The organism is Salirhabdus salicampi, assembly GCF_024259515.1.
Taxonomy (GTDB): Bacteria; Bacillota; Bacilli; order Bacillales; family Alkalibacillaceae; genus Salirhabdus_A; species Salirhabdus_A salicampi.
This window is the reverse complement of the sequence record NZ_JANBWE010000002.1, coordinates 168817-193498: the sequence shown is the minus strand read 5'-3', so window position 1 is coordinate 193498 and position 24682 is coordinate 168817. Positions and strand designations below refer to the sequence as shown.

General features: G+C 39.3%; 27 protein-coding genes. 25 read left to right on the top strand and 2 right to left on the bottom strand.

Going from position 1 to position 24682, the window contains the following annotated elements:
* The first annotated feature begins 77 nt into the window (after window positions 1-77).
* The 14 genes from NLW78_RS06975 to spoVM all read left to right on the top strand — a co-directional run bounded on the left by NLW78_RS06975 (window position 78) and on the right by spoVM (window position 13611).
* The gene (locus NLW78_RS06975) at window positions 78-959 is read left to right on the top strand and encodes a YicC/YloC family endoribonuclease (protein WP_254496338.1); all 882 of its coding nucleotides are present in this window, start codon (window positions 78-80) and stop codon (window positions 957-959) included.
* 84 nt (window positions 960-1043) lie between these two features.
* Window positions 1044-1307: an extracellular matrix/biofilm regulator RemA gene (remA, locus tag NLW78_RS06970; protein ID WP_254496337.1), complete on the top strand. Its 264-nt coding sequence runs from the start codon at window positions 1044-1046 to the stop codon at window positions 1305-1307.
* A 12-nt stretch (window positions 1308-1319) separates the two neighbouring features.
* A complete protein-coding gene (gene gmk, locus NLW78_RS06965; RefSeq protein ID WP_254496336.1) occupies window positions 1320-1931 on the top strand; it encodes a guanylate kinase in 612 nt (203 codons plus the stop codon).
* Between the two features lie 4 nt (window positions 1932-1935).
* Window positions 1936-2139: a DNA-directed RNA polymerase subunit omega gene (gene rpoZ, locus NLW78_RS06960; protein ID WP_254496335.1), complete on the top strand. Its 204-nt coding sequence runs from the start codon at window positions 1936-1938 to the stop codon at window positions 2137-2139.
* Between the two features lie 70 nt (window positions 2140-2209).
* Window positions 2210-3412, top strand: coding sequence for a bifunctional phosphopantothenoylcysteine decarboxylase/phosphopantothenate--cysteine ligase CoaBC (gene coaBC, locus NLW78_RS06955; protein ID WP_254496334.1), 1203 nt, complete (start codon window positions 2210-2212; stop codon window positions 3410-3412).
* Entirely contained in the window at window positions 3412-5823 is a 2412-nt protein-coding gene (gene priA / locus NLW78_RS06950) for a primosomal protein N' (RefSeq protein WP_254496333.1), read from the top strand. Before coaBC ends, priA begins: the two co-directional genes overlap by 1 nt.
* A 14-nt stretch (window positions 5824-5837) precedes the next feature.
* Entirely contained in the window at window positions 5838-6782 is a 945-nt protein-coding gene (fmt, locus tag NLW78_RS06945; RefSeq protein WP_254496332.1) for a methionyl-tRNA formyltransferase, read from the top strand.
* Window positions 6775-8124 carry a 16S rRNA (cytosine(967)-C(5))-methyltransferase RsmB gene (rsmB, locus tag NLW78_RS06940; protein WP_254496331.1) on the top strand — a complete coding sequence of 450 codons (1350 nt, stop codon included), beginning with the start codon at window positions 6775-6777 and terminating at the stop codon, window positions 8122-8124. Before fmt ends, rsmB begins: the two co-directional genes overlap by 8 nt.
* Window positions 8125-8465: 341 nt before the next feature.
* A complete protein-coding gene (locus NLW78_RS06935; protein ID WP_254496950.1) occupies window positions 8466-9215 on the top strand; it encodes a Stp1/IreP family PP2C-type Ser/Thr phosphatase in 750 nt (249 codons plus the stop codon).
* Window positions 9215-11212: a Stk1 family PASTA domain-containing Ser/Thr kinase gene (pknB, locus tag NLW78_RS06930; protein WP_254496330.1), complete on the top strand. Its 1998-nt coding sequence runs from the start codon at window positions 9215-9217 to the stop codon at window positions 11210-11212. The genes NLW78_RS06935 and pknB overlap by 1 nt, the downstream gene beginning before the upstream one ends.
* Window positions 11213-11222: 10 nt before the next feature.
* Complete coding sequence (gene rsgA / locus NLW78_RS06925) at window positions 11223-12104, top strand: ribosome small subunit-dependent GTPase A (RefSeq protein WP_254496329.1); 882 nt, start codon at window positions 11223-11225, stop codon at window positions 12102-12104.
* Between the two features lies 1 nt (window position 12105).
* On the top strand, window positions 12106-12759 hold the full coding sequence (gene rpe / locus NLW78_RS06920) for a ribulose-phosphate 3-epimerase (RefSeq protein WP_254496328.1): 654 nt from the start codon (window positions 12106-12108) through the stop codon (window positions 12757-12759).
* 48 nt (window positions 12760-12807) lie between these two features.
* Entirely contained in the window at window positions 12808-13452 is a 645-nt protein-coding gene (locus NLW78_RS06915; RefSeq protein ID WP_254496327.1) for a thiamine diphosphokinase, read from the top strand.
* Window positions 13453-13530: 78 nt separating this feature from the next.
* A complete protein-coding gene (spoVM, locus tag NLW78_RS06910) occupies window positions 13531-13611 on the top strand; it encodes a stage V sporulation protein SpoVM (RefSeq protein WP_254496949.1) in 81 nt (26 codons plus the stop codon).
* 91 nt (window positions 13612-13702) lie between these two features.
* Here spoVM and rpmB read toward each other — a convergent pair whose 3' ends face one another.
* Window positions 13703-13891: a 50S ribosomal protein L28 gene (gene rpmB, locus NLW78_RS06905; RefSeq protein ID WP_254496326.1), complete on the bottom strand. Its 189-nt coding sequence runs from the start codon at window positions 13889-13891 to the stop codon at window positions 13703-13705.
* A gap of 226 nt (window positions 13892-14117) precedes the next feature.
* Between rpmB and NLW78_RS06900 the strand changes: the two genes are divergently transcribed.
* From NLW78_RS06900 to rnc, 11 genes are all read left to right on the top strand, one after another.
* Window positions 14118-14483 carry an Asp23/Gls24 family envelope stress response protein gene (locus NLW78_RS06900; RefSeq protein WP_254496325.1) on the top strand — a complete coding sequence of 122 codons (366 nt, stop codon included), beginning with the start codon at window positions 14118-14120 and terminating at the stop codon, window positions 14481-14483.
* 30 nt (window positions 14484-14513) lie between these two features.
* The gene (locus NLW78_RS06895; RefSeq protein WP_254496324.1) at window positions 14514-16169 is read left to right on the top strand and encodes a DAK2 domain-containing protein; all 1656 of its coding nucleotides are present in this window, start codon (window positions 14514-14516) and stop codon (window positions 16167-16169) included.
* A gap of 153 nt (window positions 16170-16322) precedes the next feature.
* On the top strand, window positions 16323-16985 hold the full coding sequence (sdaAB, locus tag NLW78_RS06890) for an L-serine ammonia-lyase, iron-sulfur-dependent subunit beta (protein ID WP_254496323.1): 663 nt from the start codon (window positions 16323-16325) through the stop codon (window positions 16983-16985).
* A 42-nt stretch (window positions 16986-17027) separates the two neighbouring features.
* A complete protein-coding gene (gene sdaAA / locus NLW78_RS06885) occupies window positions 17028-17912 on the top strand; it encodes an L-serine ammonia-lyase, iron-sulfur-dependent, subunit alpha (RefSeq protein ID WP_254496322.1) in 885 nt (294 codons plus the stop codon).
* 5 nt (window positions 17913-17917) lie between these two features.
* Window positions 17918-19954 carry an ATP-dependent DNA helicase RecG gene (recG, locus tag NLW78_RS06880; RefSeq protein WP_254496321.1) on the top strand — a complete coding sequence of 679 codons (2037 nt, stop codon included), beginning with the start codon at window positions 17918-17920 and terminating at the stop codon, window positions 19952-19954.
* 76 nt (window positions 19955-20030) lie between these two features.
* On the top strand, window positions 20031-20606 hold the full coding sequence (gene fapR / locus NLW78_RS06875; RefSeq protein WP_254496320.1) for a transcription factor FapR: 576 nt from the start codon (window positions 20031-20033) through the stop codon (window positions 20604-20606).
* Between the two features lie 4 nt (window positions 20607-20610).
* On the top strand, window positions 20611-21618 hold the full coding sequence (gene plsX / locus NLW78_RS06870; RefSeq protein WP_254496319.1) for a phosphate acyltransferase PlsX: 1008 nt from the start codon (window positions 20611-20613) through the stop codon (window positions 21616-21618).
* Window positions 21615-22559: an ACP S-malonyltransferase gene (gene fabD / locus NLW78_RS06865; protein ID WP_254496318.1), complete on the top strand. Its 945-nt coding sequence runs from the start codon at window positions 21615-21617 to the stop codon at window positions 22557-22559. Before plsX ends, fabD begins: the two co-directional genes overlap by 4 nt.
* Window positions 22559-23299: a 3-oxoacyl-[acyl-carrier-protein] reductase gene (gene fabG, locus NLW78_RS06860; RefSeq protein WP_254496317.1), complete on the top strand. Its 741-nt coding sequence runs from the start codon at window positions 22559-22561 to the stop codon at window positions 23297-23299. Before fabD ends, fabG begins: the two co-directional genes overlap by 1 nt.
* A gap of 58 nt (window positions 23300-23357) precedes the next feature.
* A complete protein-coding gene (locus tag NLW78_RS06855) occupies window positions 23358-23591 on the top strand; it encodes an acyl carrier protein (RefSeq protein WP_254496316.1) in 234 nt (77 codons plus the stop codon).
* A 59-nt stretch (window positions 23592-23650) separates the two neighbouring features.
* Window positions 23651-24349: a ribonuclease III gene (gene rnc / locus NLW78_RS06850; RefSeq protein WP_367617660.1), complete on the top strand. Its 699-nt coding sequence runs from the start codon at window positions 23651-23653 to the stop codon at window positions 24347-24349.
* A gap of 8 nt (window positions 24350-24357) precedes the next feature.
* Here rnc and NLW78_RS06845 read toward each other — a convergent pair whose 3' ends face one another.
* Window positions 24358-24582, bottom strand: coding sequence for a DUF1128 domain-containing protein (locus NLW78_RS06845; protein ID WP_254496315.1), 225 nt, complete (start codon window positions 24580-24582; stop codon window positions 24358-24360).
* Between the last annotated feature and the right edge of the window lie 100 nt (window positions 24583-24682).

The window sequence follows — 24682 nt, the reverse complement described above, 5'->3', positions numbered from 1 at the left end:
GCGATAAACCTTTAGCCAATAATAACCAGTTCATGATAAAATAGTATAGAAAAGAATTAGTATTGGAAGTGATCAAGTTGGTAAAAAGTATGACAGGCTATGGACGCCACGTTGAAACAATTGATAATTCCCGAATCACAGTTGAAGTCAGGACTGTGAATCACCGCTTTTTGGACCTGTCGATAAAAATGCCAAAGACACTTCTTCATTTAGAGGAAAAGATGAAAAAAATGGCCCGTCAACTGTTGAAACGAGGTCGTGTTGACATATTTTTATCAGTTGACGGGGAAGCGCTTGAAAATAAGAAAGTTGATGTTGATTGGATCCTCATGGACCAATACATTGAACAATTAAACAAAGCGAAAGAACGGTATAAAATGGAAGGTTCCATTCCAGTACAAGCGCTACTACAATTTGAGGAAGTATTTACGGTAACAAATGAGGAAGATGAAGGGCGTAAATGTGCAGATGTCATCTTATCTTGTTGTGAGCAAGCTGTTCAACATGCTTTACAAATGAGAAAAGAAGAAGGGGCTGCCCTAAAGCGTGACTTAATTCATCGAATCCAACAGATTCAAAGTATTATAAAACAGTTAGAAGACGATCGTGAACAGGTGATCGTTCACTATCGTGAGCGGATTAGACAAAGGATTGAGACTTATTTAGAAGAAGAATTACGTGAAGATGATTCAAGAGTTATTCAAGAAGTAGCCATACTAGCTGAAAAAGGGGATATTACAGAAGAAGTAACCCGTTTGTTTAGCCATGTTGACCAGCTAGCTACTACACTTGAAAAAGATGAACCGATTGGCCGCAAATTGGAATTTATTGTACAGGAAATGCACCGCGAAGCAAATACAATTGGTTCTAAATCAAATGACGCAATGGTAAGTGAAAAAGTCGTCGCATTAAAGAGTGAAATTGAAAAAGTAAAAGAACAGGTTCAAAATGTTGAATAACAATTGAGTTTTATGTACATTTTTTCATATAATAGATATATTCAGGGATGGCTGATCAATCAGCGATTTTGGAGGAGGAACAACATGAGTTTGAAATTAATAAATATAGGATTTGGAAATGTTGTGTCTGCTAATCGGGTTATTTCTATTGTTTCACCTGAATCAGCACCAATTAAACGGATTATTACAGTGGCGAGAGATAACAATAAACTAGTAGATGCTACATACGGTCGACGCACGAGAGCAGTCATTATAACCGATAGTGACCACGTTGTTTTATCTGCGGTTCAACCAGAAACAGTTGGACAACGTGTAATTAGTAATGATGATTTATCATACGAAGGGTAGGAGGCATCATTTGTGATTGAAGAAAAAGGAATACTATTTGTACTATCAGGCCCATCAGGAGTTGGAAAAGGAACTGTACGTAAGGCCTTATTCGATAATGCAACAGACTTACAATATTCAATTTCAGTAACTACCCGTAACCCACGTGAAGGTGAACAAGACGGAGTGGACTACTTCTTTCGTCAAAAAGAAGAAGTTGAGCAGATGATTGAAAAAGGAAAGTTGTTAGAGTGGGCTCAATATGTTGGAAATTATTATGGTACTCCACGAGAGTATGTTGAGGAAACATTAGAAAATGGTAAGGATGTTTTTTTGGAGATTGAAGTCCAAGGTGCACTTCAAGTGAAGAAAAACTTTCCACAAGGTGTGTTCATCTTTTTAATCCCGCCTAGTCTTGAAGAATTAAAAAATCGCATTGTGAGCAGAGGCACGGAAACAGAAGATTTAGTCAAAAATCGTTTACTTGCCGCAAAAAAGGAAATAGATATGATGGATGCCTATGACTATGTCGTTGTGAATGATGAAGTTGACAATGCTGTAGATCGTATATTATCTATTGTAAAAAGTGAACATTGTAAACGGGAACGTATCGCAAAACAATATAAGAAAGCTTTAGAGGAGTGATAGTATGTTAGAACCTTCCATCGATTCTTTGTTAGAAAAAGTACATTCCAAATACGCACTAGTTATCGTTTCTGCTAAGCGTGCACGTGAAATGCAAGAAAAGCAAAAGTTTTATGTCGATAACCCTAAATCAAAAAAATTTGTCGGGGTTGCACTGGAAGAAATTAAAGCAGAGAAGATTGACGCTGATTCTCACCAATATGAGTAAAAATGAAATGGAAGAAATAACAACCTGTCACGGGTTGTTATTTTTGTGTATGTAACGAGGGGGACAATGTATGTTAGAAGGAAAAAATATTGTTTTAGGTGTTTCAGGTGGCATAGCCGCATACAAAGCATGTGCACTAACGAGTAAGCTAGTGCAAAAAGGTGCTAATGTAAAAGTTATAATGACAGAAAATGCACAGCAATTTGTTCAACCTTTGACATTCCAGGCATTATCTCGTAATCCAGTGTTTACAGATACATTTGACGAGCAAGATGCAGCGAAAATTGCCCATATTGATTTGGCAGATACAGCTGATTTCATAATATTAGCCCCTGCTACGGCGAATGTATTAGGGAAAGTAGCAAACGGCATCGCCGATGATATGCTAACGACTACATTATTAGCAACCGAGGCACCAGTTTACGTTGCCCCCGCCATGAATGTCCATATGTATGGACATCCGTCCGTCCAAAACAATATGCAAAGATTGTTTGAATACGGCTATAAATTTATTGAACCGGGTGAAGGTTTCCTTGCATGTGGCTATGTTGGTAAAGGCCGTTTAGAGGAACCTGAAAAAATTGTATCAATTATTGAGGAAGACTTACATAAGCCGCGGTTGTTACAAGGCAAACATGTACTTGTCACCGCTGGTCCGACAAGGGAGGCCATTGATCCTGTTCGATTTTTTACGAACCATTCCTCAGGGAAGATGGGTTATGCCATCGCGGGACAAGCTTCACTATTCGGTGCTAAAGTTACGTTGATTTCTGGCCCAACGCAGTTACCATCACCTCCTGGCGTTACACGAATTGAAATTGAATCAGCAGACGAAATGTATAGGGAGGTTTTACGACACTATGGTCAATCCGATATCGTCATAAAGGCTGCGGCAGTAGCCGATTATCGCCCGAAGGAGACCTTCGATCATAAAATGAAGAAAAAAGAAGGCTCTTTAACAGTCGAAATGGAACGGACGAAAGATATCCTACAAACATTAGGGGAACAAAAAAAGCATCAATTTCTCGTAGGATTTGCAGCGGAGACAAATGATCCCCTTCGTTATGGAAAAGAAAAGTTGCAGAAAAAACATTTAAATGCAATTGTAGTTAATGATGTTAGTAAGCAAGGAGCCGGCTTTCAGACAGATACGAATGCTGTCACATATTTGAGTCGTACAGGTAGGGAAGTCTCAATGCCGGTTATGTCAAAGCAAGATATCGCAAAGAAGTTACTCATATGCATTCGGGAGGATATAAAGGAGGAAGAATAGTGAACATTGCACGAGTTGTAGTGGATGTTCCTTCAATGTCTACGGACCAAGTTTTTGACTATCGTATACCAGATTCGTATTTATCGGTAGTCGAAAAAGGGATGCGTGTTATTGTTCCTTTCGGTCCTAGGAAGGTGATGGGATTTGTTGTCGACATTACCGCAGAATCTTCATTTCATAGGTTAAGAGAAATAGAAGATGTAATGGACTTTACGCCTATTTTAACAGAGGAACTTTTATCTTTAGGAAAATGGCTGGCTGATACGACGTTAAGTTTTTACTTGTCTGCTTTACAAGTCATGCTTCCTCAAGTATTGAAAGCGAAATACAAAAAGGAAATATGGAAATTAACAGAAGATCATCATTTATCGGAAACGATTCAAACTTTATTTGCCGGTCGGGATGTAATCAACTTTCAAGAAGTGGAAGATAGAAATATTCCGTATACCCAAATCCAAAAGGAAGTAAAAAAAGGTTTGATTGAGGTACGCTATGCTGTAAAAAGTAAAGAAACGAAAAAAAAGGTTTTATGGGTAAAGCCTATGAAAGACCCCCATTTATTACAAGAATATGCTGACGAGCTTTCAAAAAATGCAGCAAAACAAAAACAAATTATTGAATATTTCCTTGAAAATAATTCGCCTATACCACTAACACAGTTACGTAATAAACTCGGTATAACACGGTCCCCGATTGATACACTTCAAAAAAAACAGCTCGTATCCGTTTTTGAACAAGAGATGTATCGGGATCCTTACGAACACCGTGCCTTTAAACAGTCCTATCCGTTACCGTTAACGGAACAACAACGCCAAGCGATGGAACCGATTGAAAAGGCACTTATAAGTGAACAGCATGATGTGTTTTTATTACATGGCGTAACTGGAAGTGGTAAGACTGAAGTGTATTTACAATCGATACAAAAGGTATTGGCAAAGGGACAAGAGGCGATTGTGTTAGTGCCGGAAATTGCTCTTACACCACAAATGGTGGAACGGTTTAAAAGTCGTTTCGGTTCAAAAGTAGCAGTACTGCACAGTGCCTTGTCAGCCGGGGAGAAATATGATGAATGGCGTAAAATACAAAGGAATGAAGTGAGCGTTGTTGTGGGAGCTAGATCAGCTATCTTTGCTCCTTTCAAAAACCTGGGGATTATTATTATCGATGAAGAACATGAAACTAGCTATAAACAAGAAGATCATCCCCGCTATCATGCACGAGATGTCGCCATTTTTCGGGGAGAAAAACATCGTTGTCCGGTCGTATTAGGGAGTGCAACACCTACTCTCGAAACATTTGCTCGGGCAAGAAAAGGTGTTTATCAATTATTAACGTTATCAAAGCGAATGAACGATCAGTCGATGCCCGCTGTAGAAATTATTGATATGCGGGAGGAGTTGCATAACGGGAATCGTTCCATGTTCTCACAGGCCCTACAGCAAAAAATAGTGGAGCGGATGAATCGAAATGAGCAAATGGTGCTGTTTCTAAATAGGAGAGGGTATTCTACATTTGTCATATGTCGTGATTGTGGTGAAACGATTCAATGTCCACACTGTGATATTTCCTTAACGTATCACAAGCGCCAAAACAGGTTGAAATGTCATTATTGTGCTTACGAACAGCCGATGCCGAATGCATGTCCAAAATGTGAAAGTCCTTCCATACGATATTTTGGTACTGGTACACAAAAAGTGGAGGAAGAACTAAACAAAACGTTTCCTGAGGCAAAAGTCATTCGCATGGATGTTGACACTACCAGTCGTAAAGGCTCTCATGAACGGTTGTTGAAGAAATTCGGACAAGGAGAAGCCGACATTTTGCTTGGGACACAAATGATTGCAAAGGGCTTAGATTTCGAAAATGTTACATTGGTTGGCGTATTAGCGGCTGATTCTATGTTACACTTACCTGATTTCCGAGCATCGGAAAAGACCTTTCAACTGCTTACGCAAGTAAGTGGACGAGCAGGCCGACACCATTTACCAGGTGAAGTGATGGTTCAAACATATACGCCTGAGCATTATAGTGTCATTCTGGCGAGTCAATATGATTTTGAAGGGTTTTATCAAAAAGAGATGCATATTCGGAAAACATTCCAATATCCACCTTACTATTTCTTAACACTTGTTCATGTATCACATGAAAACCACGTTTTTGTTGTAGATGTTATTCAGCGCATAACGAAAGTATTATCGACGGAGTTGCAACGGGAAACGAAAATACTAGGTCCAACCCCGTCGCCGTTAAGCCGGATCAAAAATAGATATCGCTATCAATGCATGGTAAAATACAGAAATGAACCAAACATACATGTGATAATGAAAAAAATCCTTCAAATGTACGAAGAAGATATTCAGAAAAACGAATTGCAAATTACAATAGATTTTCAGCCATACCAGATGATGTAAAGGAAGGGATTAGCATGTCAAAACGCATTGTTTTTATGGGGACACCGGATTTTGCCGTTCCAGTTTTAAATACAATGATAGTAGATGGTTATAATGTTGTTGCTGTAGTGACACAACCAGATCGGCCAAAGGGAAGGAAACGGACGTTAACTCCACCACCTGTTAAGGTGGAGGCAGAAAAACACCAAATACCTGTCCTTCAACCAGAAAAAATTCGCAACGAATATGAGGAAGTTTTGCAATATGAACCTGACCTTATCGTTACGGCTGCGTTTGGGCAGATTTTGCCGAATGAATTGTTAGAGGCTCCTCCTTTTGGGTGCATTAACGTCCATGCGTCTCTCTTGCCCGAACTACGGGGTGGGGCACCAATTCATTACGCAATCATGCAAGGCAAAAAGGAAACAGGTATTACCATTATGTATATGGTTCAAGCACTTGATGCAGGTGACATATTAACACAAGTGAAGGTACCGATTGAGGAAAACGATCATGTCGGAACATTGCATGATAAGCTTTCTGTTGCAGGCGCTAAACTGCTAAGCGAAACATTACCTTCTTTGTTCTCAAAACAATTAGAACCCATTCCCCAGGATAATGATCAAGCAACATATGCAAGGAATATTAAGCGGGAACAGGAACGTATTGATTGGAATGAACGGGCGGAAGTCGTCTATAACCATATTCGTGGACTATGTCCATGGCCGGTTGCTTCAACAACGTGGGAAGGTAAAAATGTGAAAATTTGGTGGGGAGAAAAGGTAGAGCAGACTTATGAAGCACAACCTGGGCAGATTAGCGCAATTACCGATGATGGTTTCATCGTCACATGTGGTGATAAGAAGGGAATTAAGATTGTAGAATTACAACCTGCTGGAAAGAAAAAAATGACAGGTGAAGCATTTATTCGTGGCGCCGGTAACCGTCTAAACGTCGGGGATATGTTAGGAGATGCATAACGTGAGTAACCTATCAGTACGGGAAGCTGCATTAAATATCGTAGTACGTGTTGGTGAAGGGGGCGGTTACAGCAATTTATTGCTTAACCAAACCTTGAAAAAGGAGCGATTCAAAGCCAACGATTCAGCATTGTTGACGGAATTAGTATATGGAACATTGCAACGTCGAGATACGTTAGCATATTTCCTCGCCCCTTTTGTAAAAAAAAAGGTGAAACCATGGGTGAAATGGCTTTTATATTTGTCCGTTTATCAAATGGTATACTTGAAAAAGGTTCCGGATCATGCAGTTATATTTGAGTCCGTTGAACTCGGAAAGAAGAAAGGGCATAAAGGAATCAGTTCTTTAATTAATGGCGTGTTACGAAATGTTCAACGAAATGGTGTTCCTTCCTTGGATCAAATTGAGGATCCGGTGGAACGTCTAGCTACGGAAACGAGTCATCCTGTATGGCTTGTAAAACGAATGGTCAACTGGTATGGCCTGGAGACGACAAAAGCGATGTGCCTACGAAACCTTGAAAGGAAAAATGTAACGGTCCGGGTACAGGCATTAAAAACGTCAAGGGAAGAGGTTATCGAAACCCTCATAAATGACGGTTTTGATGTCGCTCCGTCACCATTATCACCTCAAGGAATCATTATGGAGCAAGGGAATATTCTTCAACATTCACTGTTCCAAAATCATTTAACAGTTCAAGACGAAAGCTCTATGTTAGTGGGTGAGATGATGGGCTTGGCACCAGGAATGGAAGTGCTTGATGCTTGTAGTGCACCAGGTGGAAAAACGACCCACATGGCTGAAATAATGGAAAATGAAGGCACTATATATGCTTATGATTTACATGCCAAAAAAGCTAAGCTCGTCGAACAGAAGGCTAAAGCACTTGGACTTACAATTGTTGAAGCTAAACAGGGAGATAGTCGAAACTTACGTCAGTTTCACGAAAATAAGACGTTTGATCGTATATTACTTGATGCACCCTGCTCTGGTTTAGGTGTATTATCAGGAAAGCCTGAGATTAAATATGAAAAATCAGAGGCAGATATTATAAATTTAGCTCGTATTCAATATGAGTTGCTAGAAGCGGTAGCACCGCTGTTAAAAGATGATGGAAAGCTTGTTTATAGCACATGTACTGTAGATAAGGAAGAAAACGAATACAACGTGAAACGATTCCTAGAACAACATGAGCAATTTGAAGTGGACCCTGATTTCCATCAGGAGTTACCGGAAATTTGCCGGAACTTACCTGGTTTAAGTGAATGGGGCTTACAACTATTCCCGCAAGACTTAAATACAGATGGCTTCTTTTTAACTAGATTAAGAAAGAAAGAGTAGATACATTTAAGGCAATACCATTAGTTACCCTTCAGGTAATATTACAAGACAGGTCGACGTGTAACTTTTGCGTATCGGCTATTTAGTGGGAAAAATGATTTGTAAAATTCGCGGAAGATTTAGCGGATTGAATTCGTTATTAAAGTGACAAATAAACTGAATTCCGGAAAATCGTGTTCCAACAGAGATTAAGTTAGAACAGCACGGGATAAAACTTTTTGAATTTGCACAAGCGTTGGATGAAAAAATCAACGTCACAACTCGCCGTAAATAAGGACAAGATATTGATACTGTGGTCAATTAAGGGCGAAGGAGCGTAAGGAAGAGACGAGGTGAAGCGAATGTTAGGGTATTTTCTAACAGATACGGGACGCGTAAGAAACCATAACGAAGATGCAGGTGGCATCTTTTACAATATGGATAGACAAGCGTTAGCTGTTGTAGCAGATGGTATGGGAGGTCACCGTGCGGGAGATGTAGCAAGTTTTCTTGCTGCATCTACATTACATAAAAAATGGAAAGAGACAAAAGGATTTGATTCACCTGAAAAGGCAGAATTGTGGTTGAACGAACAAATTCATAAAGTTAATGATGTAATCTTCGAAAAAGCTATTCAAAATGAAGAGTATCAAGGTATGGGTACAACAGTAGTAGCTGCGATTTGTGCTGAAGACTTTGTGACAGTAGGTCACATTGGAGATAGTAGAGGATACGTCTCTAATAGTTTTGGGTTTACGCAAATTACTGAAGATCATTCCCTCGTGAACGAGTTAATTCGTTCAGGGCAGCTAACACCTGAGGACGCAGAGCACCATCCACGTAAACATGTGTTATTAAAAGCATTAGGTACCGAAAAAAACATTTCAATTGACACGAAAACGATTGGTTGGGAACAAGATAATCTGTTATTGTTATGCTCTGATGGATTGTCAAATAAAGTAAGTGATGAGGAGCTACATCGCTACTTAATTGAAGGTGATTCATTAGAACATTCTGCTCATCAACTTGTATCCCTTGCCAATGAACGTGGTGGGGAAGACAACATCTCCCTTGCGATCATCCATCATTCTAGTGATGAGGGGGATGAATAATGTTTAACGGACAGATGCTAAATGACCGCTATAAAATTTTGCAACCAATTGGCGGGGGTGGAATGGCGAATGTATATTTAGCCCGTGACATTATTCTAAATCGGGATGTTGCCATTAAAGTCCTGCGCATGGACTATGCAAATGATGATGAATTTATAGAGCGATTCCGTCGTGAAGCCCAGGCGACAATCAGTCTATCTCACCCAAACATTGTAAACATTTTTGATGTAGGGGAAGAGGACGGAGATATCTATTATATCGTAATGGAATATGTTCGGGGCATGACGCTGAAACAATACATACAGTACTATGGACCGTTACAAGCGGAAAAAGCAGTAGATATTATGAAGCAAGTAACGGCCGCTATTTCCCATGCACATGAAAATGGGATTGTGCACCGTGACATTAAGCCCCAAAATATTTTGATTGATGAAACAGGGAAAATAAAAGTTACAGACTTCGGGATTGCCATGGCGTTAAGTAGCACAACCGTGACCCAAACAAATTCTGTGCTTGGCTCTGTTCATTATTTATCACCTGAACAAGCTCGTGGGGGCGTAGCAACGAAAAAGTCAGATATATATTCTTTAGGTATTGTCTTTTTTGAATTATTAACGGGTCGCCTGCCTTTTTCAGGTGATTCTGCGGTTTCTATTGCGTTAAAACATTTACAAAGTGATCCTCCATCATTAAGAAGATGGGTTAGTGATATACCACAAAGTGTAGAAAATGTAGTTTTGAAAGCAACAGCAAAAAATCCGTTACACCGTTATGAAAGTACGCAACAAATGGGGAAAGATTTAGAATCGGTCATGTTACCAGAGCGTGAAAATGAATCTCGTTTTGAGCCTCCTATTGAAGAAGGGGAAGAAACGAAGGCTATCCCGGTTATTACGCCAGAGAATTATAGAAGTAGGAATCGTAAACATGATGATACAATTGTTCGCTCTCCCGGGAATGATAAAGAGAAACAAAAAAAGAATCGAAGGTGGACACCATGGATTGTTACAGGTGTTTTAACTTTAGTCGCGGCTGGTATTATAGCGTTGTTCCTTCTGCCGAGACTATTAATGCCTGAGGAAGTGGAAATTATTGATGTTTCTGGTTTGACTTATGAGGAAGCGTATGACGAACTACGGAATTTAAAATTAGATGTAGATCAAGAAAAAATGAATTCTGATGAGGTTGAGGAAGGCTATGTCATAAAAACTGAACCTAAACAAGGTTCAATCGTGAAGGAAGGTTCGAAAGTAACAGTTATTACGAGTCTCGGAAAAGAAAAAAGAGAAGTGAATGATTATATTGGAAAGCAATTTCAACAAATCGAAATTTTGTTAAAGGATGAACTGGCATTTAAAGACGTAATCGCTTATGAAAAGCACTCTGACGAACCAGTCGGTTCAATCATTACGCAAATTCAACCTTCACCAGGTTCACTTGTTATACCAGAAGAAACAGTGTTTATTTTTGAGATTAGTAAAGGTCCTCCAAAAATATTGCTGGAGCCACTCGCGGGGAAAATAGAAGAAGAAGCGAGGCAATATTTAGTTGGTCATGACTTGTCAATTCATACAGTTAGGGAATTTTCAAATGAAGTTCCAGAGGGTCATGTGATTGAACAGGAACCTGCACCATATACAGAAGTAGAACGTGGAGATGAAATTACGGTATATATATCGGATGGTCCCGAACCGAAGCCGCCTGTTACGAAATCAGTAACTGTGTCATTGAATTACGACGAGTTAAAGAGTCGATTTGGTGAACAAAATGGAAATGGCAATGGAAACGGAAATGGTAACAAGGAACGTTTTTACATTAAAATTTATATAGAAGATATGAACCGTGATTTACAGGACGTAGCATATGAAGATGTCATCGAGGGTGATAAAGAGTATCATCTTGACTTACTCATTGAACCAGACGATGAAGCAAAGTATAAAATAACAGTAAACGATGAATATTATCGTGAAGAAACAGTTCAATATTCGGAAGGGTGAACGACTTAGGATGACGAAAGGGAAAATTGTAAAGGCATTAAGTGGGTTTTATTACGTACAAACTGACGATGAGATCTACCAATGTAGGGGGAGAGGTTTGTTTCGTAAAAAGAAGGTAACCCCTCTTGTTGGAGATTATGTCGAAATTGATGTTCAAGATGATGGAGATGGATACGTAACAAAGATTATGGAACGTAATAATGAACTCATTAGACCACCAATTGCGAATGTAGATCAAGCCTTCATCGTTTCATCCGCAGTTCGACCTGATTTCAGCCCTTTGTTATTGGATCGATTTCTTGTACTTGTAGAGTCGAAGCAAGTAGATCCGGTTATCATTATCACGAAGATGGACTTAGCAAGTGTAGAAACAGTCGAATCCATGAAACAATACCAAAAAGATTATGAGAAAATCGGTTATCACGTTATCCTCTGTTCAACGAAACATGAGGAAGAACTTAATAAAATAATCCCTTTTATTGATAATAAAACATCCGTAATTGCAGGCCAGTCAGGTGTGGGGAAATCCTCCATTTTAAATGAGTTAAACTCAAATTTAAGATTAGAGACAAATGATATTTCACAAAGTCTCGGAAGGGGAAAACATACAACAAGACACGTAGAACTTATGAAAGTCTCCTCCGGCTATGTTGCAGATACACCTGGGTTTAGCTCGTTAGAGTTTAGTGAATTAGAGGTTGAAGATTTACCCAATTGTTTTCCGGAAATGGTCAAAATCCAAAATGAATGTAAATTTCGCGGTTGCCTTCACAACCGGGAACCGAAATGTGCAGTCAAGGAAGCTGTTAATGATGGAGAAATCCCACCATACCGATATGACCATTACTTGCAGTTTTTAGAAGAAATACAAAATCGAAAGCCGAGGTATTAATATGACAAAAATAGCTCCATCCATTTTGTCCGCGGACTTCGCTAAATTAGGTGAAGAAATATTGCATGTTGAAAAGGGCGGTGCCGATTATATCCATGTTGATGTCATGGATGGTCACTTCGTCCCAAACATTACAATTGGTCCTCTCGTAGTACAGGCCATTAGACCGATTACATCATTACCTCTTGATGTACACTTAATGATTGAAAACCCGGACCAATATATATCAGCATTTACAAAAGCTGGAGCGGATATTATTACCGTCCACTATGAAACATGTCGACATTTGCATCGTACGGTTCAACAGATTAAAGCTGAAGGTGCAAAACCTGGGGTCGTTATTAATCCAGCAACCTCTGCGGAAGTTATCCGTCCTATTTTAAACGATGTTTCTCTCGTGTTATTAATGACAGTAAATCCGGGGTTCGGAGGGCAGTCCTTTATTGAAAGTGTTGTGCCAAAAATTAAGCAATTAGACGAGTGGCGAAGAAATGAAGGTTACAATTTTGAAATTGAAGTGGATGGCGGTGTGAACGAACAAACAGCGAAAATGTGTACTGATGCTGGGGCTAATGTTTTAGTTGCCGGAAGCGCGATCTTTAATCAATCAGATCGAGCTGAAGCCATTCAAAAGATACGAAATAGTACAAAGTAAAAGCTGTCCGTTTGGACAGCTTTTCTTATTGAAGAGAGGAGTTTTTTTATGGAAATAGGTATTGTAGCTGGTGCTCCGGAAACAGAAATTCAAATTCCAACTTATTATCAAGCTAAGTTGAAGTGGATTGGTGTAGATGAAGGTACATTAACATTACTAGCACATCACATTACTCCCCAAATCGCTATAGGTGATTTTGATTCAATCTCACGAGATAAAATTCAACAACTGAAACAAAAGGTAAAGCATATATTACAGTATGATGCACATAAAGATAAAACAGACCTGGAACTTGCCATTGATGAAGCGTTGAACCATTCACCACATACGATTTACTTTTGGGGCGTAACAGGGGGGCGTTTAGATCATGAACTGATAAATATTCAATTGCTATATAAGCTTCGTCAGAAAGGGGTAAGGGGAATAATCATAAATGAATCAAATTGGGTTGAGGTGAAACTTCCAGGGACATATGAAATAACCCAAGGTGATTATGACTATATTTCATTTTTACCACTATCAATGGAAGTAAGTGGCTTAACATTAGACAATTTTTTCTATCCACTACAAGATGCAACAGTACCTCTAGGTTCTTCTTTATGTACTTCAAATAAGCTAATTGGAAAAAAGGGTACTTTTTCATTTCGCGACGGCATATTAATAGTTGTAAAGAGCCGTGATGTGCTAGGTTAATGTACGACTTCCTTATGTTAATGATGTGGTCTAACCTATATTTGGTGGCTGATTTGACCGTTAGAGGAGGGGGAACTTATGAAATTTTATACCATTAAACTCCCAAAATTTCTTGGAGGAATTGTAAGGGGAATTATCGGTATGTTCAAGAAGGATTAAAAAGGACCTTACTTTTCAAAGTCCTAGAAATGTAAAAAAAGCTGTCGACAGAAGCGACAGCTTTTTTTACATTTAAAATAATCGAATACGATTATACGCGTTCAATTTTACCTGATTTTAAAGCACGTGTAGAAACATAAACACGTTTTGGCTTACCATCTACCATAACTCGTACCTTTTGAACGTTAGCTTTCCATTTACGTTTGTTTGCATTCATAGCGTGGGAACGTTTGTTTCCTGAGCTAGTCTTACGGCCGGTAGCGACACATTTACGAGCCATTGTCATCCCTCCTACCTAAATCATCTATCTCTTTACATACTAATATAATTTATCATAAACATTAGTTGAATGCAATAATTAATCAAGTAAAATATCAAGAAAAAAACCTTGACACTCAATCGTTTTTCATACATTGTATAATAGGAATAGCTAGAGGTAAGCTTTCATATTGAATTTTAATATAGTAAAATGACCTTAATTAATTGTCTGTTGAAGGAGGATTACTATGTCCATTAATCTTCAAAATGAGTATGGTGAAGTTACCATTTCTAATGATGTAATCTCTACAATTGCTGGTGGTACTGCAGTGGAATGTTATGGCATCGTTGGGATGGCATCTAAAAAACAATTAAGAGATGGTATTGCGGAAATGTTAAGAAAAGAAAACATTGCTAAAGGTATCGTTGTTCGACAGGAAGAAAATGAGTTACATATCGATATGTATATCATCGTGAGCTATGGCACGAAAATATCAGAGGTTGCCCTTAACGTACAAAATCAAGTGAAATATACGTTAAGTAAAATGTTAGGGTTATCGGTTGAATCGGTCAACATTTTTATACAAGGGGTTCAAGTTACACAGAAAGCATAGACGCTCTTGCTAAAGAAGGAGGAAATAAAATTGACGATACAAAAAATAGATGGCACAACATTTGGACAAATGATTCTAGTTAGTGCGGAACATTTATCGAATCATAGGGAGATGATTGATTCATTAAATGTGTTCCCGGTGCCTGACGGAGATACAGGAACGAATATGAACTTAACCCTTACCTCCGGTGCAAATGAGGTTGAACAAGTAGACCACAAACATGTTGGTCAAATCGGTGAAGTACTGGCAAAAGGTTTATTAATGGGGGCACGTGGGAATTCGGGTGTTATTTTATCACAGCTATTCCGAGGCTTTTCAAAAGCAATTCGAGATAAAGAAACCCTTACTACGAAAAACTTTGCTGAAGCATTACAAGCGGGGGTAGAAACGGCGTATAAAGCAGTTATGAAGCCGGTTGAAGGGACAATTTTAACAGTTGCTAAAGATGCAGCAAATGCTGCAGTTGAAAAGGCTGAAGAAGTTGATGATCATATTGAATTTATGGAACATGTGTTAACGGAAGCAAAAGCATCTTTACAACGTACACCTGAATTATTGCCTGTACTAAAAGAAGTCGGTGTTGTAGATAGTGGAGGCCAAGGACTCGTAACTGTTTATGAAGGATTTTTGTCAGTGTTAAAAGGGGAAGCGCTTCCAACCTATGCCAACAAGGTGAATGTAGAGCAAATGATTAATGCGGAACACCATAAAATGCACCAAGATTTTATGAACACTGAGGATATTGAGTTTGGCTATTGTACAGAATTTATGATAAAGCTTGAACGGGACAAAGAGCATCCTTTTAAAGAAGAGGATTTCCGAAACCGTTTAGGAAACCAGGGGGATTCTCTTCTCGTAGTAGCAGATGACGACCTCGTAAAAGTCCACATTCATGCTGAGTATCCAGGAGAAGTTCTTACGTACGCCCAAAATTATGGGAGCTTGGTGAATGTGAAAATCGAAAATATGCGTGAACAGCATACATCGATTGTAGGAGATGCCAAAAAAGAAGAGAAAGTAGTAATGGCAGAGTATGCCATTGTGACCGTTGCGTTAGGATCGGGTATAAAAGAAATGTTTGAGAGCTTAGGGGCAAATGTCGTCATCGAGGGCGGCCAAACGATGAATCCGAGCACGCAAGATATTGCAAACGCCATTCAAAAAGCGAATGCGAAACGAATTCTTGTGTTACCAAATAACAAGAATATTGTCATGGCAGCTGAACAAGCTGCAGACCTTGTAGAAGGGGAAGTTGCGGTTGTACCAACGAAGTCGATACCACAAGGTATGAGTGCGATGTTAGCTTTCCACCCTGATCGTTCACTTGAGGATAATCATAAAGAAATGGTGGCTGCATCTGAAGAAGTTAAGACTGGGCAAGTCACTTACGCTGTCAGGGACACGCAAATTGATGGCTTAGAAATCGCAAAAGGAAACTTTATGGGAATTGCAGACGGGAAGATTACATCTACTAGTAAAAATAAACTTGAGGCCATCACTCAATTACTGCAAGGTATGATTGAAGAGGATGAAGACGAAATCGTTACGATTCTTACTGGTGAAGATGCAACGGATGAAGAAGTGTCAGAGATTGAACAATATATGGAAGAACATTTTGAGGATATGGAGATTGAAGTTCATAATGGAAATCAGCCAATCTATTCCTATATATTTGCGATTGAATAACAAAACGTGCACTTGTCTTTTTTGGCAGTGCACGTTTTTTAGCGAATTCCTGCATGAAACGTTATAAAACTTTTATAAGTTTCTACGTAACACTTGGCATGACACTTATTTTCCCGATACAATGGAAATACAATGTAATAGGTGGTGAGAAGAATGAAATTCCGTTCCGTATTTGACATCATTGGCCCAGTCATGATTGGTCCTTCCAGTTCCCATACAGCTGGAGCTGCTCGGATTGGTCGAATGGCTAGAAAGTTGTTTGGTCGGGAACCAAAGTGGGCAAATATCCATTTGTATGGGTCTTTTGCGAAAACATATAAAGGGCATGGTACTGATGTTGCGATTATTGGCGGACTGTTAGATTTTGATACTTTCGATACACGAATGTCCGAATCGATAAACATAGCTAAGAAAAAAGGTATGAAAATACGCTTTATAGAAGAAGATGCGATTACGGAACACCCGAATACAGTAAAAATTCGTATTGGTGACGATCAGGAAGATTTAGAATTAGAAGGTATTTCGATTGGTGGCGGAAAAGCTGAAATTACCGAATTAAACGGTTTTGAACTACAGTTATCAGGCGAACATCCAGCCATCCTCGTGATGCACAATGATCGATTTGGTGCTATTGCATCCGTTACGAATATTTTAGCGAAAAAAGAGATTAACATTGGTCATATGGAAGTGTCGCGTCGTGAACAAGGGAAAGAAGCGTTAATGATTATTGAAACAGATCAAAACATCGATATATCTACGATAAATGAGTTGGAAGCGGCGAAGAACATATTACAAGTAGTGAAAATCTCTACGTAAACAAAATAAGGGAAACGCTTACAAATATAAAGGAGGGGTTCGATGTTCCGGAATGTAAGTGAATTAGTCGAGCTGGCCGAAACTGAAAACATTTTAATCTCTGAAGTTATGATTAGACAGGAAATGGAAATCACAGAACGGTCTCGTGAAGATGTAATGGGACAAATGGAACGAAATTTAGATGTAATGGAGAAAGCTGTTGAGGATGGATTAAAAGGAGTGAAATCCCACTCAGGCCTTACTGGTGGCGATGCCGTATTAATTCAAAATTATATTAAAAACCATACACCTCTATCAGGTGAATTGTTGCTGGATGCAGTAAGTAAAGCAGTTGCGACAAATGAAGTAAACGCAGCAATGGGAATTATTTGCGCAACTCCAACCGCTGGAAGCGCCGGTTGTGTACCTGGTACGTTATTTGCGGTGAAAAATCAATTAAACCCAACCCGTGAACAAATGGTTCGTTATTTATTTACGGCTGGTGCCTTTGGTCAAGTGGTGGCAAATAACGCCTCTATTTCCGGAGCAGCAGGGGGGTGTCAAGCTGAAGTTGGTTCAGCAGCTGGTATGGCAGCAGCAGCGATTGTAGAAATGGCTGGTGGGACTCCGAGTCAATCAGCCGAAGCTATGGCAATTACGTTAAAGAATATGTTAGGGTTAGTCTGTGACCCTGTTGCGGGGCTCGTTGAGGTACCTTGCGTAAAACGAAATGCAATGGGATCGTCTAACGCAATCGTTGCTGCTGACATGGCATTAGCTGGCGTTACGAGTCGCATACCTTGTGATGAAGTGATTGATGCGATGTACAAAATCGGTCAATCAATGCCAACAGCTTTAAAAGAGACCGCCCAAGGTGGTTTGGCAGCGACGCCGACAGGCCGGGAATTAGAAGCGAAAATTTACGGAGTTTCCTTAAAGAAAGAGTGAAAACATTGTTAACTGAAAGAGTATCAAACATTAAAGGTATTGGAAATAAAATGGAAAACGATTTGCAAGATATCGGCATTTATACGATAGAAGATTTATTATTTTATTTCCCTTTTCGATATGATTTTCATGAAGTGAAACCGTTAATGGAACTTACGCATAATGAGAAAGCTACGATTGTAGGGAAGGTTGTTTCTGAGCCTTCCTTAAGTTATTTTGGTAGACGGAAATCTCGATTAACAGTCACTTTAGAGGTGGACGGTATCGCGATCAAGGCTGTTCTGTTTAACCAAGCTTTCGCGAAAAAGCATATTGTCCGTGGTGAATACATAACGGTTACAGGAAAGTGGGACCAGCATCGACTCCAAATTACAGTAAATCAATTTAAGGCAGGAAAACAGGAAGATGATGGATCAATCCAAGGGATATATTCAGTAAAAGGAAATATGACAATGAACCGATTGCGAAAAGCAATGGAATTTGCAGTAGAAGAGTATGCTGATGACGTAAAGGAAATACTACCGAAAAAATACTTAGTAGAATATAAGTTGCCAGCACGTTCAGAAAGTGTACGATTTATGCACTTCCCTCCGAACAGTACGTTATTAAAACATGCAAAGCGGAGGTTTATATATGAGGAGCTCTTATTGTTCCAATTGAAAATGCAGCTTTTACGGAAACGAATTAAAGAATCCGTTGTTGGCAGTGAAAAAGAGTTCAATGACCAAAAAGTAATGCAATTCAAACATCATTTACCATTTCCATTAACAAGTGCCCAGGAGAAGGCATTGACGGAAATTCTGGAAGACTTACAGTCTCCATATCGAATGAATCGCCTTCTGCAAGGAGATGTAGGATCTGGGAAAACAATTGTCGCGGCAATTGGACTTTATGCAGCGGTGACAGCTGGTAAACAAGGTGCATTAATGGTTCCGACTGAAATATTAGCGGAGCAGCATTATGAATCATTATCGAAACTATTCTCTGATTTTGTAAAGGTAGAACTATTAACTGGGTCTGTTAAGGGGAAAAAGCGTGTAGAGTTGTTAAACCGAGTAGAACAAGGAAAAGTAGATATTGTTGTTGGAACCCATGCCCTTATACAAGACGATGTACAATTTGCGGATTTAGGTTTCGTCATTGTTGATGAGCAGCATCGTTTTGGTGTTGAACAACGGCGAGTGTTACGAGAAAAAGGGTTAAAGCCTGATGTACTCTTTATGACCGCAACACCGATACCGAGAACCCTTGCTATATCTGCTTTTGGTGATTTGGATGTATCTGTAATTGACGAAATGCCCCAAGGACGGAAACCAGTCGAAACATACTGGGCAAAACCAAATAAGTTCGATCGAGTCATGCAATTCATTCAAAAGGAAGTAGACAAAGGTCATCAAGCATATATGATTTGTCCATTAATTGAAGAGTCGGACAAGCTCGACATTCAAAACGCAGTAGATTTATATGAATTGTTACAACAACACTTTCCACCTAATGTGAAGCTTGGACTTATGCACGGTCGTCTTCATTCAGATGAAAAGGATGACGTGATGAAGAAATTTGCCCAAGGGGAAATTGACGTCCTCGTTTCCACGACAGTAGTTGAAGTAGGGGTGAATGTGCCGAATGCAACAGTAATGGTGATATATGATGCAGACCGTTTTGGCTTATCTCAACTCCATCAATTACGCGGAAGAGTTGGTCGAGGTGACGCTCAAAGTTACTGTATATTATTAGCTGATCCTAAAGGGGACACAGGAAAAGAACGTATGAGAATTATGCAGGAAACGACTGATGGGTTTGAACTATCAGAACAAGATTTGAAATTACGGGGACCTGGTGACTTTTTTGGTAAAAAGCAAAGCGGTTTGCCTGAATTTAAAGTAGCCGATATTGTGGAAGATTACCGTGCACTGGAAACAGCGCGTAAAGATGCTGTCGACCTTATCCGTACGAATAAGCTGTTTGAACAACCGGAACTGCAATTGTTGCGAAGGATTATTGAAAATGACCCAATGCTTAAAGATGCAATTTTAGATTAATTGTTGCAAATCACTTTCAGGTGTTATATATTACTTTTAGTACCTAGTCATAAAAAATGGACGGTGTCGTATACACATGAAATTGAATAAAAAGGAACGGCAAAAACAACTCAAACAAACGATTGAAGAGATGCCTTTTATTACAGATGACGAACTGGCGAAACAGTTTTCGGTTAGTATTCAAACGATCCGTCTTGATCGGATGGAGCTCTCGATTCCTGAGTTACGTGAACGAATAAAGTCGGTGGCACGTAATCAATGGAATGAAACGGTAAAGGCTATACATATTGAAGAAGTGATTGGTGAAATCATTGATTTAGAATTGGATAAACGGGCATTATCGATTTTAGATATTCGGAAAGAACATGTTTTTTCACGTAACAAAATTGCTAGAGGCCATCACATCTTTGCGCAGGCAAACTCACTAGCTGTAGCTGTCATTGACGATGATTTAGCTTTAACAGCAAAAGCAGAGATACGTTTTACCCGTCAAGTCTTAGAGGGTGAAAGGGTTGTAGCGAAAGCTTCAGTTCAACACAATGATAAGAAAGACCGTACGATTGTTGATGTAAATAGCTTTGTTGATCAAGAACTTGTCTTTTCAGGTATTTTTGAAATGTTTAGATCAAACAAACGAAAAGGAGAGGCATAAATCGATGAAAATATCTATCGACGCAATGGGTGGCGACCATGCACCTGAATCAATTGTCAAAGGTGCTATAGTAGCTGTTGAAGAGATAGAGAATTTGCACATTCGCCTTATTGGTGATGAAAAACAAATTCGTACTTTTCTCACCCAAGAACATCCAAGAATTGAAGTGGTTCATACGGATGAAATGATTACGAATGAAGATGAACCTGTTCGTGCAGTACGCCGGAAGAAGAATGCATCAATGGTTTTAATGGCAAACGATGTAAAAGAAGGTCGAGCCGACGCTTGTATTTCAGCAGGGAACACCGGTGCCTTAATGAGTGCAGGTCTTTTTATTGTGGGACGAATAAAGGGGATAGAGCGACCAGCTTTAAGCCCCACATTACCAACAACTGATCGTCAAGGTTTTCTATTACTTGATGTAGGAGCAAATGTAGATGCAAAACCCCAACATTTGCTACAGTACGGTATCATGGGGTCAATATATGCAGAAAAAGTAAGAGGCATAGAGAAGCCCCGTGTAGGTTTGTTGAACGTAGGTACGGAGGACCATAAGGGCAATGAGTTAACCAAGAAAACGTACGAGCTTTTACAAGACGCACCTGTCAATTTTATTGGTAATGTAGAATCACGAGATTTATTAGAGGGTGTTGCGGACGTTGTCGTCACAGATGGTTTTACAGGAAATATAGCATTAAAAACAGTAGAAGGTACAGCACTATCTTTATTCTCTATGTTAAAACAGACGTTTATGAGTAATTGGAAAACAAAATTAGCCGCTGGTCTGGCAAAAAATGATTTAAAAACGTTAAAGAACCAGTTGGATTACTCTGAATATGGTGGAGCAGCATTATTCGGGTTAGCAGCCCCTGTCATAAAGGCCCATGGGTCATCAAACGATAGGGCTGTATATAGTGCTATTAAACAAGCAAGCACATTCATTGAACAAGATGTAATTGGAAAAATCCTATCTACTGTAAATGAATTGAGTGAGGAGGAGGATAAATCATGAAAAAAGTAGCCTTTGTATTTCCGGGGCAAGGTTCACAGGAAGTTGGTATGGGGAAAGCATTTTATGAACAAAACGCAACCATTCAACAACGAGTACAAGAAGCTGAAGAAGCACTACAAGTTCCAATTCGACAGTTAATGTTTGAAGGTCCTCAAGAGGAACTGACAAGAACAGAAAATGCTCAACCTGCTCTATTTTTAACCAGTGCGGTTGTAGCTGATTTATTAAAAGAAAATGGTATAGAACCTGTAATGGTAGCTGGCCATAGTTTAGGTGAATATAGTGCGTTGTATAGTGCAGGCTCATTGTCGTTAACTGAAGGTGTTAAACTAGTTCAATCCCGAGGAAGACTGATGGAAGAAGCGTATCCATCGGGGAAAGGGGCAATGGCAGCTGTACTTGGCTTAGATGAGGCAGATATTGAGGAAGTTGCCGCTTCGATTTCAGAGCAAGGTGAAGCAGTAGATGTAGCGAATTTCAACTGCCCTGGACAAATTGTTATTTCCGGGACGAAGCAAGGTGTTGAACTAGCAATCGAACAATTAAAAGAAAAAGGGGCAAAACGTGTTATTCCGTTAAACGTTAGTGGACCTTTCCACTCACGCCTCATGAAACCTGCTAGTGAAAAATTCCAAGCTGTTCTTAACGATATCACGATTTCTCCTGCAAACGTTCCTGTATATGCGAACGTTACAGCAGAGCCAACGAAGGACCCAGGAGAAATTTCCGATTTATTAGTGAAACAAATTTTTTCACCTGTTCGCTTTTCCGAAACCATTCAAAAGATGATTGACGAAGATGTCGATGCAATCGTGGAAGTTGGAAATGGAAAAGTATTATCCGGTTTAGTTCGAAAAGTGAACCGTCGAATGAAAACATTCGCCGTTCAAGACCCTGAATCATTAGAACAATTTTTAGCATGGTACAAGGAGGATTCGTAATGTTAGATGGTAAAAGTGCACTCGTAACAGGTGCTTCAAGAGGAATTGGCCGTGCAATTGCTTTAGAACTAGCGAATGCTGGGGCGAAGGTAGCTGTAAATTACGCGGGCAGTGAACAAAAAGCCCAAGCTGTTGTTGATGAAATTAAACAAAACGGTGGAGAGGCGTTTGCGATTCAAGCGAACGTTTCAAACGAAGAAGATGTCAAAGGGATGATCAAGGAAGTTGTTAGTACTTTCGGCAGCCTTGATATATTAGTGAATAATGCTGGTATTACAAGGGACAATCTACTGATGAGGATGAAAGAAGAAGAGTTTGATGAAGTTATTCAAACAAACTTAAAAGGTGTTTTCCTTTGTATAAAAGGCGTGACTCGCCAAATGATGAAACAAAAAGGCGGACGTATTATTAACATTTCATCCATTGTAGGTGTAAGCGGAAATGCTGGACAAGCAAACTACGTTGCTGCTAAAGCAGGTGTTATTGGTTTAACGAAAACGAGCGCAAAAGAACTAGCTGCTAGAAATATCCTCGTTAACGCTGTAGCTCCTGGTTTCATTACAACGGATATGACAGATGAATTACCAGAGGATGTACGGGAAGAGATGTTAAAAATGATTCCGTTAAGCCGTCTTGGAGAACCGAAAGATATCGCGAATGTTGTCCGTTTCTTATCTTCTGAAGATTCACGCTATATGACAGGGCAAACGTTGCATGTTGACGGCGGAATGGTGATGTAATAAAAACTAGTCATTTTGGACAATTTCTTCTATAATATTTGAAGGGAGGTGAAGCAACATGGCAGACGTATTGGATCGCGTAAAGAAAGTAATCGTTGAGCGTCTTGACGTTGATGAAGCAAAAGTAACAAAAGAAGCTTCTTTTAAAGATGATCTGGAAGCTGATTCTCTTGACGTAGTGGAATTAGTGATGGAACTTGAAGACGAATTTGATTTGGAAATTTCCGATGAAGATGCGGAAAAAATTCAAACTGTAGGGGACGCTGTAGATTACATAAACAGCCGTCAATAATATACAAGAAAGTCCTGTAATTACAGGGCTTTCTACCTGTTTTTAAAGGTGGAGTTATTGTGGATAAAAAGCAATTAGAAGAACGAACAGGTGTGAAATTTAATAACGAAAAATTAATTCGGACCGCTTTTACCCATTCATCATATGTGAATGAGCATCGTAAGAAGGACTATGAGGATAATGAACGACTGGAATTTTTAGGGGACGCTGTACTAGAACTAGCTGTATCCCAATATTTATACCGTAAATATCCAGCCATGAGTGAAGGGGAACTGACGAAATTACGGGCATCCATAGTTTGTGAACCAGCACTCGTCAACTTCGCTGAAGAATTAGATTTTAGTGATCACGTTCTACTTGGAAAAGGTGAAGAAATGACAGGTGGACGCCACCGCCCGGCATTACTGGCAGATGTGTTTGAGGCATTTGTAGGTGCGCTATACTTAGATCAAAATTTTACTGATGTTCTTCATTTCTTGGAAACCCATGTCTTTCCGAAGATTCAGGAAGGTGCTTTTTCGCATGCGATGGATTTTAAAAGCTTATTGCAAGAAAAGGTGCAACAAGATAAAAAGAGTGAGATTGAATATGACATTGTAAACGAGAGTGGTCCTGCCCATAACCGGATTTTCATTGCCGAAGTACGGATTGATGAAGAAAAGTTCGGAGAAGGTAGTGGTAAAACAAAAAAAGAAGCAGAACAAATGGCTGCAAAAAAAGCTTTGCGTAAACTAGAAAGAAAGCACCCGGACTCTTAAGCCGGGTGCTATTTTTTGCGGTATTTTTTTAATTCTTCAATAATAGCGTGTATTTCGGAAACGCTAATTTGTCCTCTACTAACGACCATATCATAAAGAGATTTAATTTCATCGTAGTGATCCATATCATAATGGTCAGGGTCAAGAATGGAACGGTTTATCACTTGTAGCCTTTCTGCAAGATCGTCAATGATAAATTTTAAATTTTCTGCAGTTGCTTCTTGTAAAGACACAATAACATCTCCTTCAATATGGTTACTTCTTAACATTTACAATCTATGATAAAATAAACTAGTTAAAAAGGAAACAGTATAAGAAATATTTTTAGTGTGT

Excerpts from the sequence above, each read along its gene's own strand:
- rsmB (WP_254496331.1), top strand. The coding sequence starts at position 6,775 with ATGCATAACGTGAGTAACCTATCAGTACGGGAAGCTGCATTAAATATC.
- fabG (WP_254496317.1), top strand. The coding sequence starts at position 22,559 with ATGTTAGATGGTAAAAGTGCACTCGTAACAGGTGCTTCAAGAGGAATT.
- sdaAB (WP_254496323.1), top strand. The coding sequence starts at position 16,323 with ATGAAATTCCGTTCCGTATTTGACATCATTGGCCCAGTCATGATTGGT.
- pknB (WP_254496330.1), top strand. The coding sequence starts at position 9,215 with ATGTTTAACGGACAGATGCTAAATGACCGCTATAAAATTTTGCAACCA.
- fapR (WP_254496320.1), top strand. The coding sequence starts at position 20,031 with ATGAAATTGAATAAAAAGGAACGGCAAAAACAACTCAAACAAACGATT.
- rpmB (WP_254496326.1), bottom strand. The coding sequence starts at position 13,891 with ATGGCTCGTAAATGTGTCGCTACCGGCCGTAAGACTAGCTCAGGAAAC.
- spoVM (WP_254496949.1), top strand. The coding sequence starts at position 13,531 with ATGAAATTTTATACCATTAAACTCCCAAAATTTCTTGGAGGAATTGTA.
- sdaAA (WP_254496322.1), top strand. The coding sequence starts at position 17,028 with ATGTTCCGGAATGTAAGTGAATTAGTCGAGCTGGCCGAAACTGAAAAC.
- fmt (WP_254496332.1), top strand. The coding sequence starts at position 5,838 with ATGTCAAAACGCATTGTTTTTATGGGGACACCGGATTTTGCCGTTCCA.
- NLW78_RS06935 (WP_254496950.1), top strand. The coding sequence starts at position 8,466 with ATGTTAGGGTATTTTCTAACAGATACGGGACGCGTAAGAAACCATAAC.
- remA (WP_254496337.1), top strand. The coding sequence starts at position 1,044 with ATGAGTTTGAAATTAATAAATATAGGATTTGGAAATGTTGTGTCTGCT.
- NLW78_RS06855 (WP_254496316.1), top strand. The coding sequence starts at position 23,358 with ATGGCAGACGTATTGGATCGCGTAAAGAAAGTAATCGTTGAGCGTCTT.
- fabD (WP_254496318.1), top strand. The coding sequence starts at position 21,615 with ATGAAAAAAGTAGCCTTTGTATTTCCGGGGCAAGGTTCACAGGAAGTT.
- rsgA (WP_254496329.1), top strand. The coding sequence starts at position 11,223 with ATGACGAAAGGGAAAATTGTAAAGGCATTAAGTGGGTTTTATTACGTA.
- rpe (WP_254496328.1), top strand. The coding sequence starts at position 12,106 with ATGACAAAAATAGCTCCATCCATTTTGTCCGCGGACTTCGCTAAATTA.
- NLW78_RS06900 (WP_254496325.1), top strand. The coding sequence starts at position 14,118 with ATGTCCATTAATCTTCAAAATGAGTATGGTGAAGTTACCATTTCTAAT.
- rpoZ (WP_254496335.1), top strand. The coding sequence starts at position 1,936 with ATGTTAGAACCTTCCATCGATTCTTTGTTAGAAAAAGTACATTCCAAA.
- NLW78_RS06915 (WP_254496327.1), top strand. The coding sequence starts at position 12,808 with ATGGAAATAGGTATTGTAGCTGGTGCTCCGGAAACAGAAATTCAAATT.
- plsX (WP_254496319.1), top strand. The coding sequence starts at position 20,611 with ATGAAAATATCTATCGACGCAATGGGTGGCGACCATGCACCTGAATCA.
- coaBC (WP_254496334.1), top strand. The coding sequence starts at position 2,210 with ATGTTAGAAGGAAAAAATATTGTTTTAGGTGTTTCAGGTGGCATAGCC.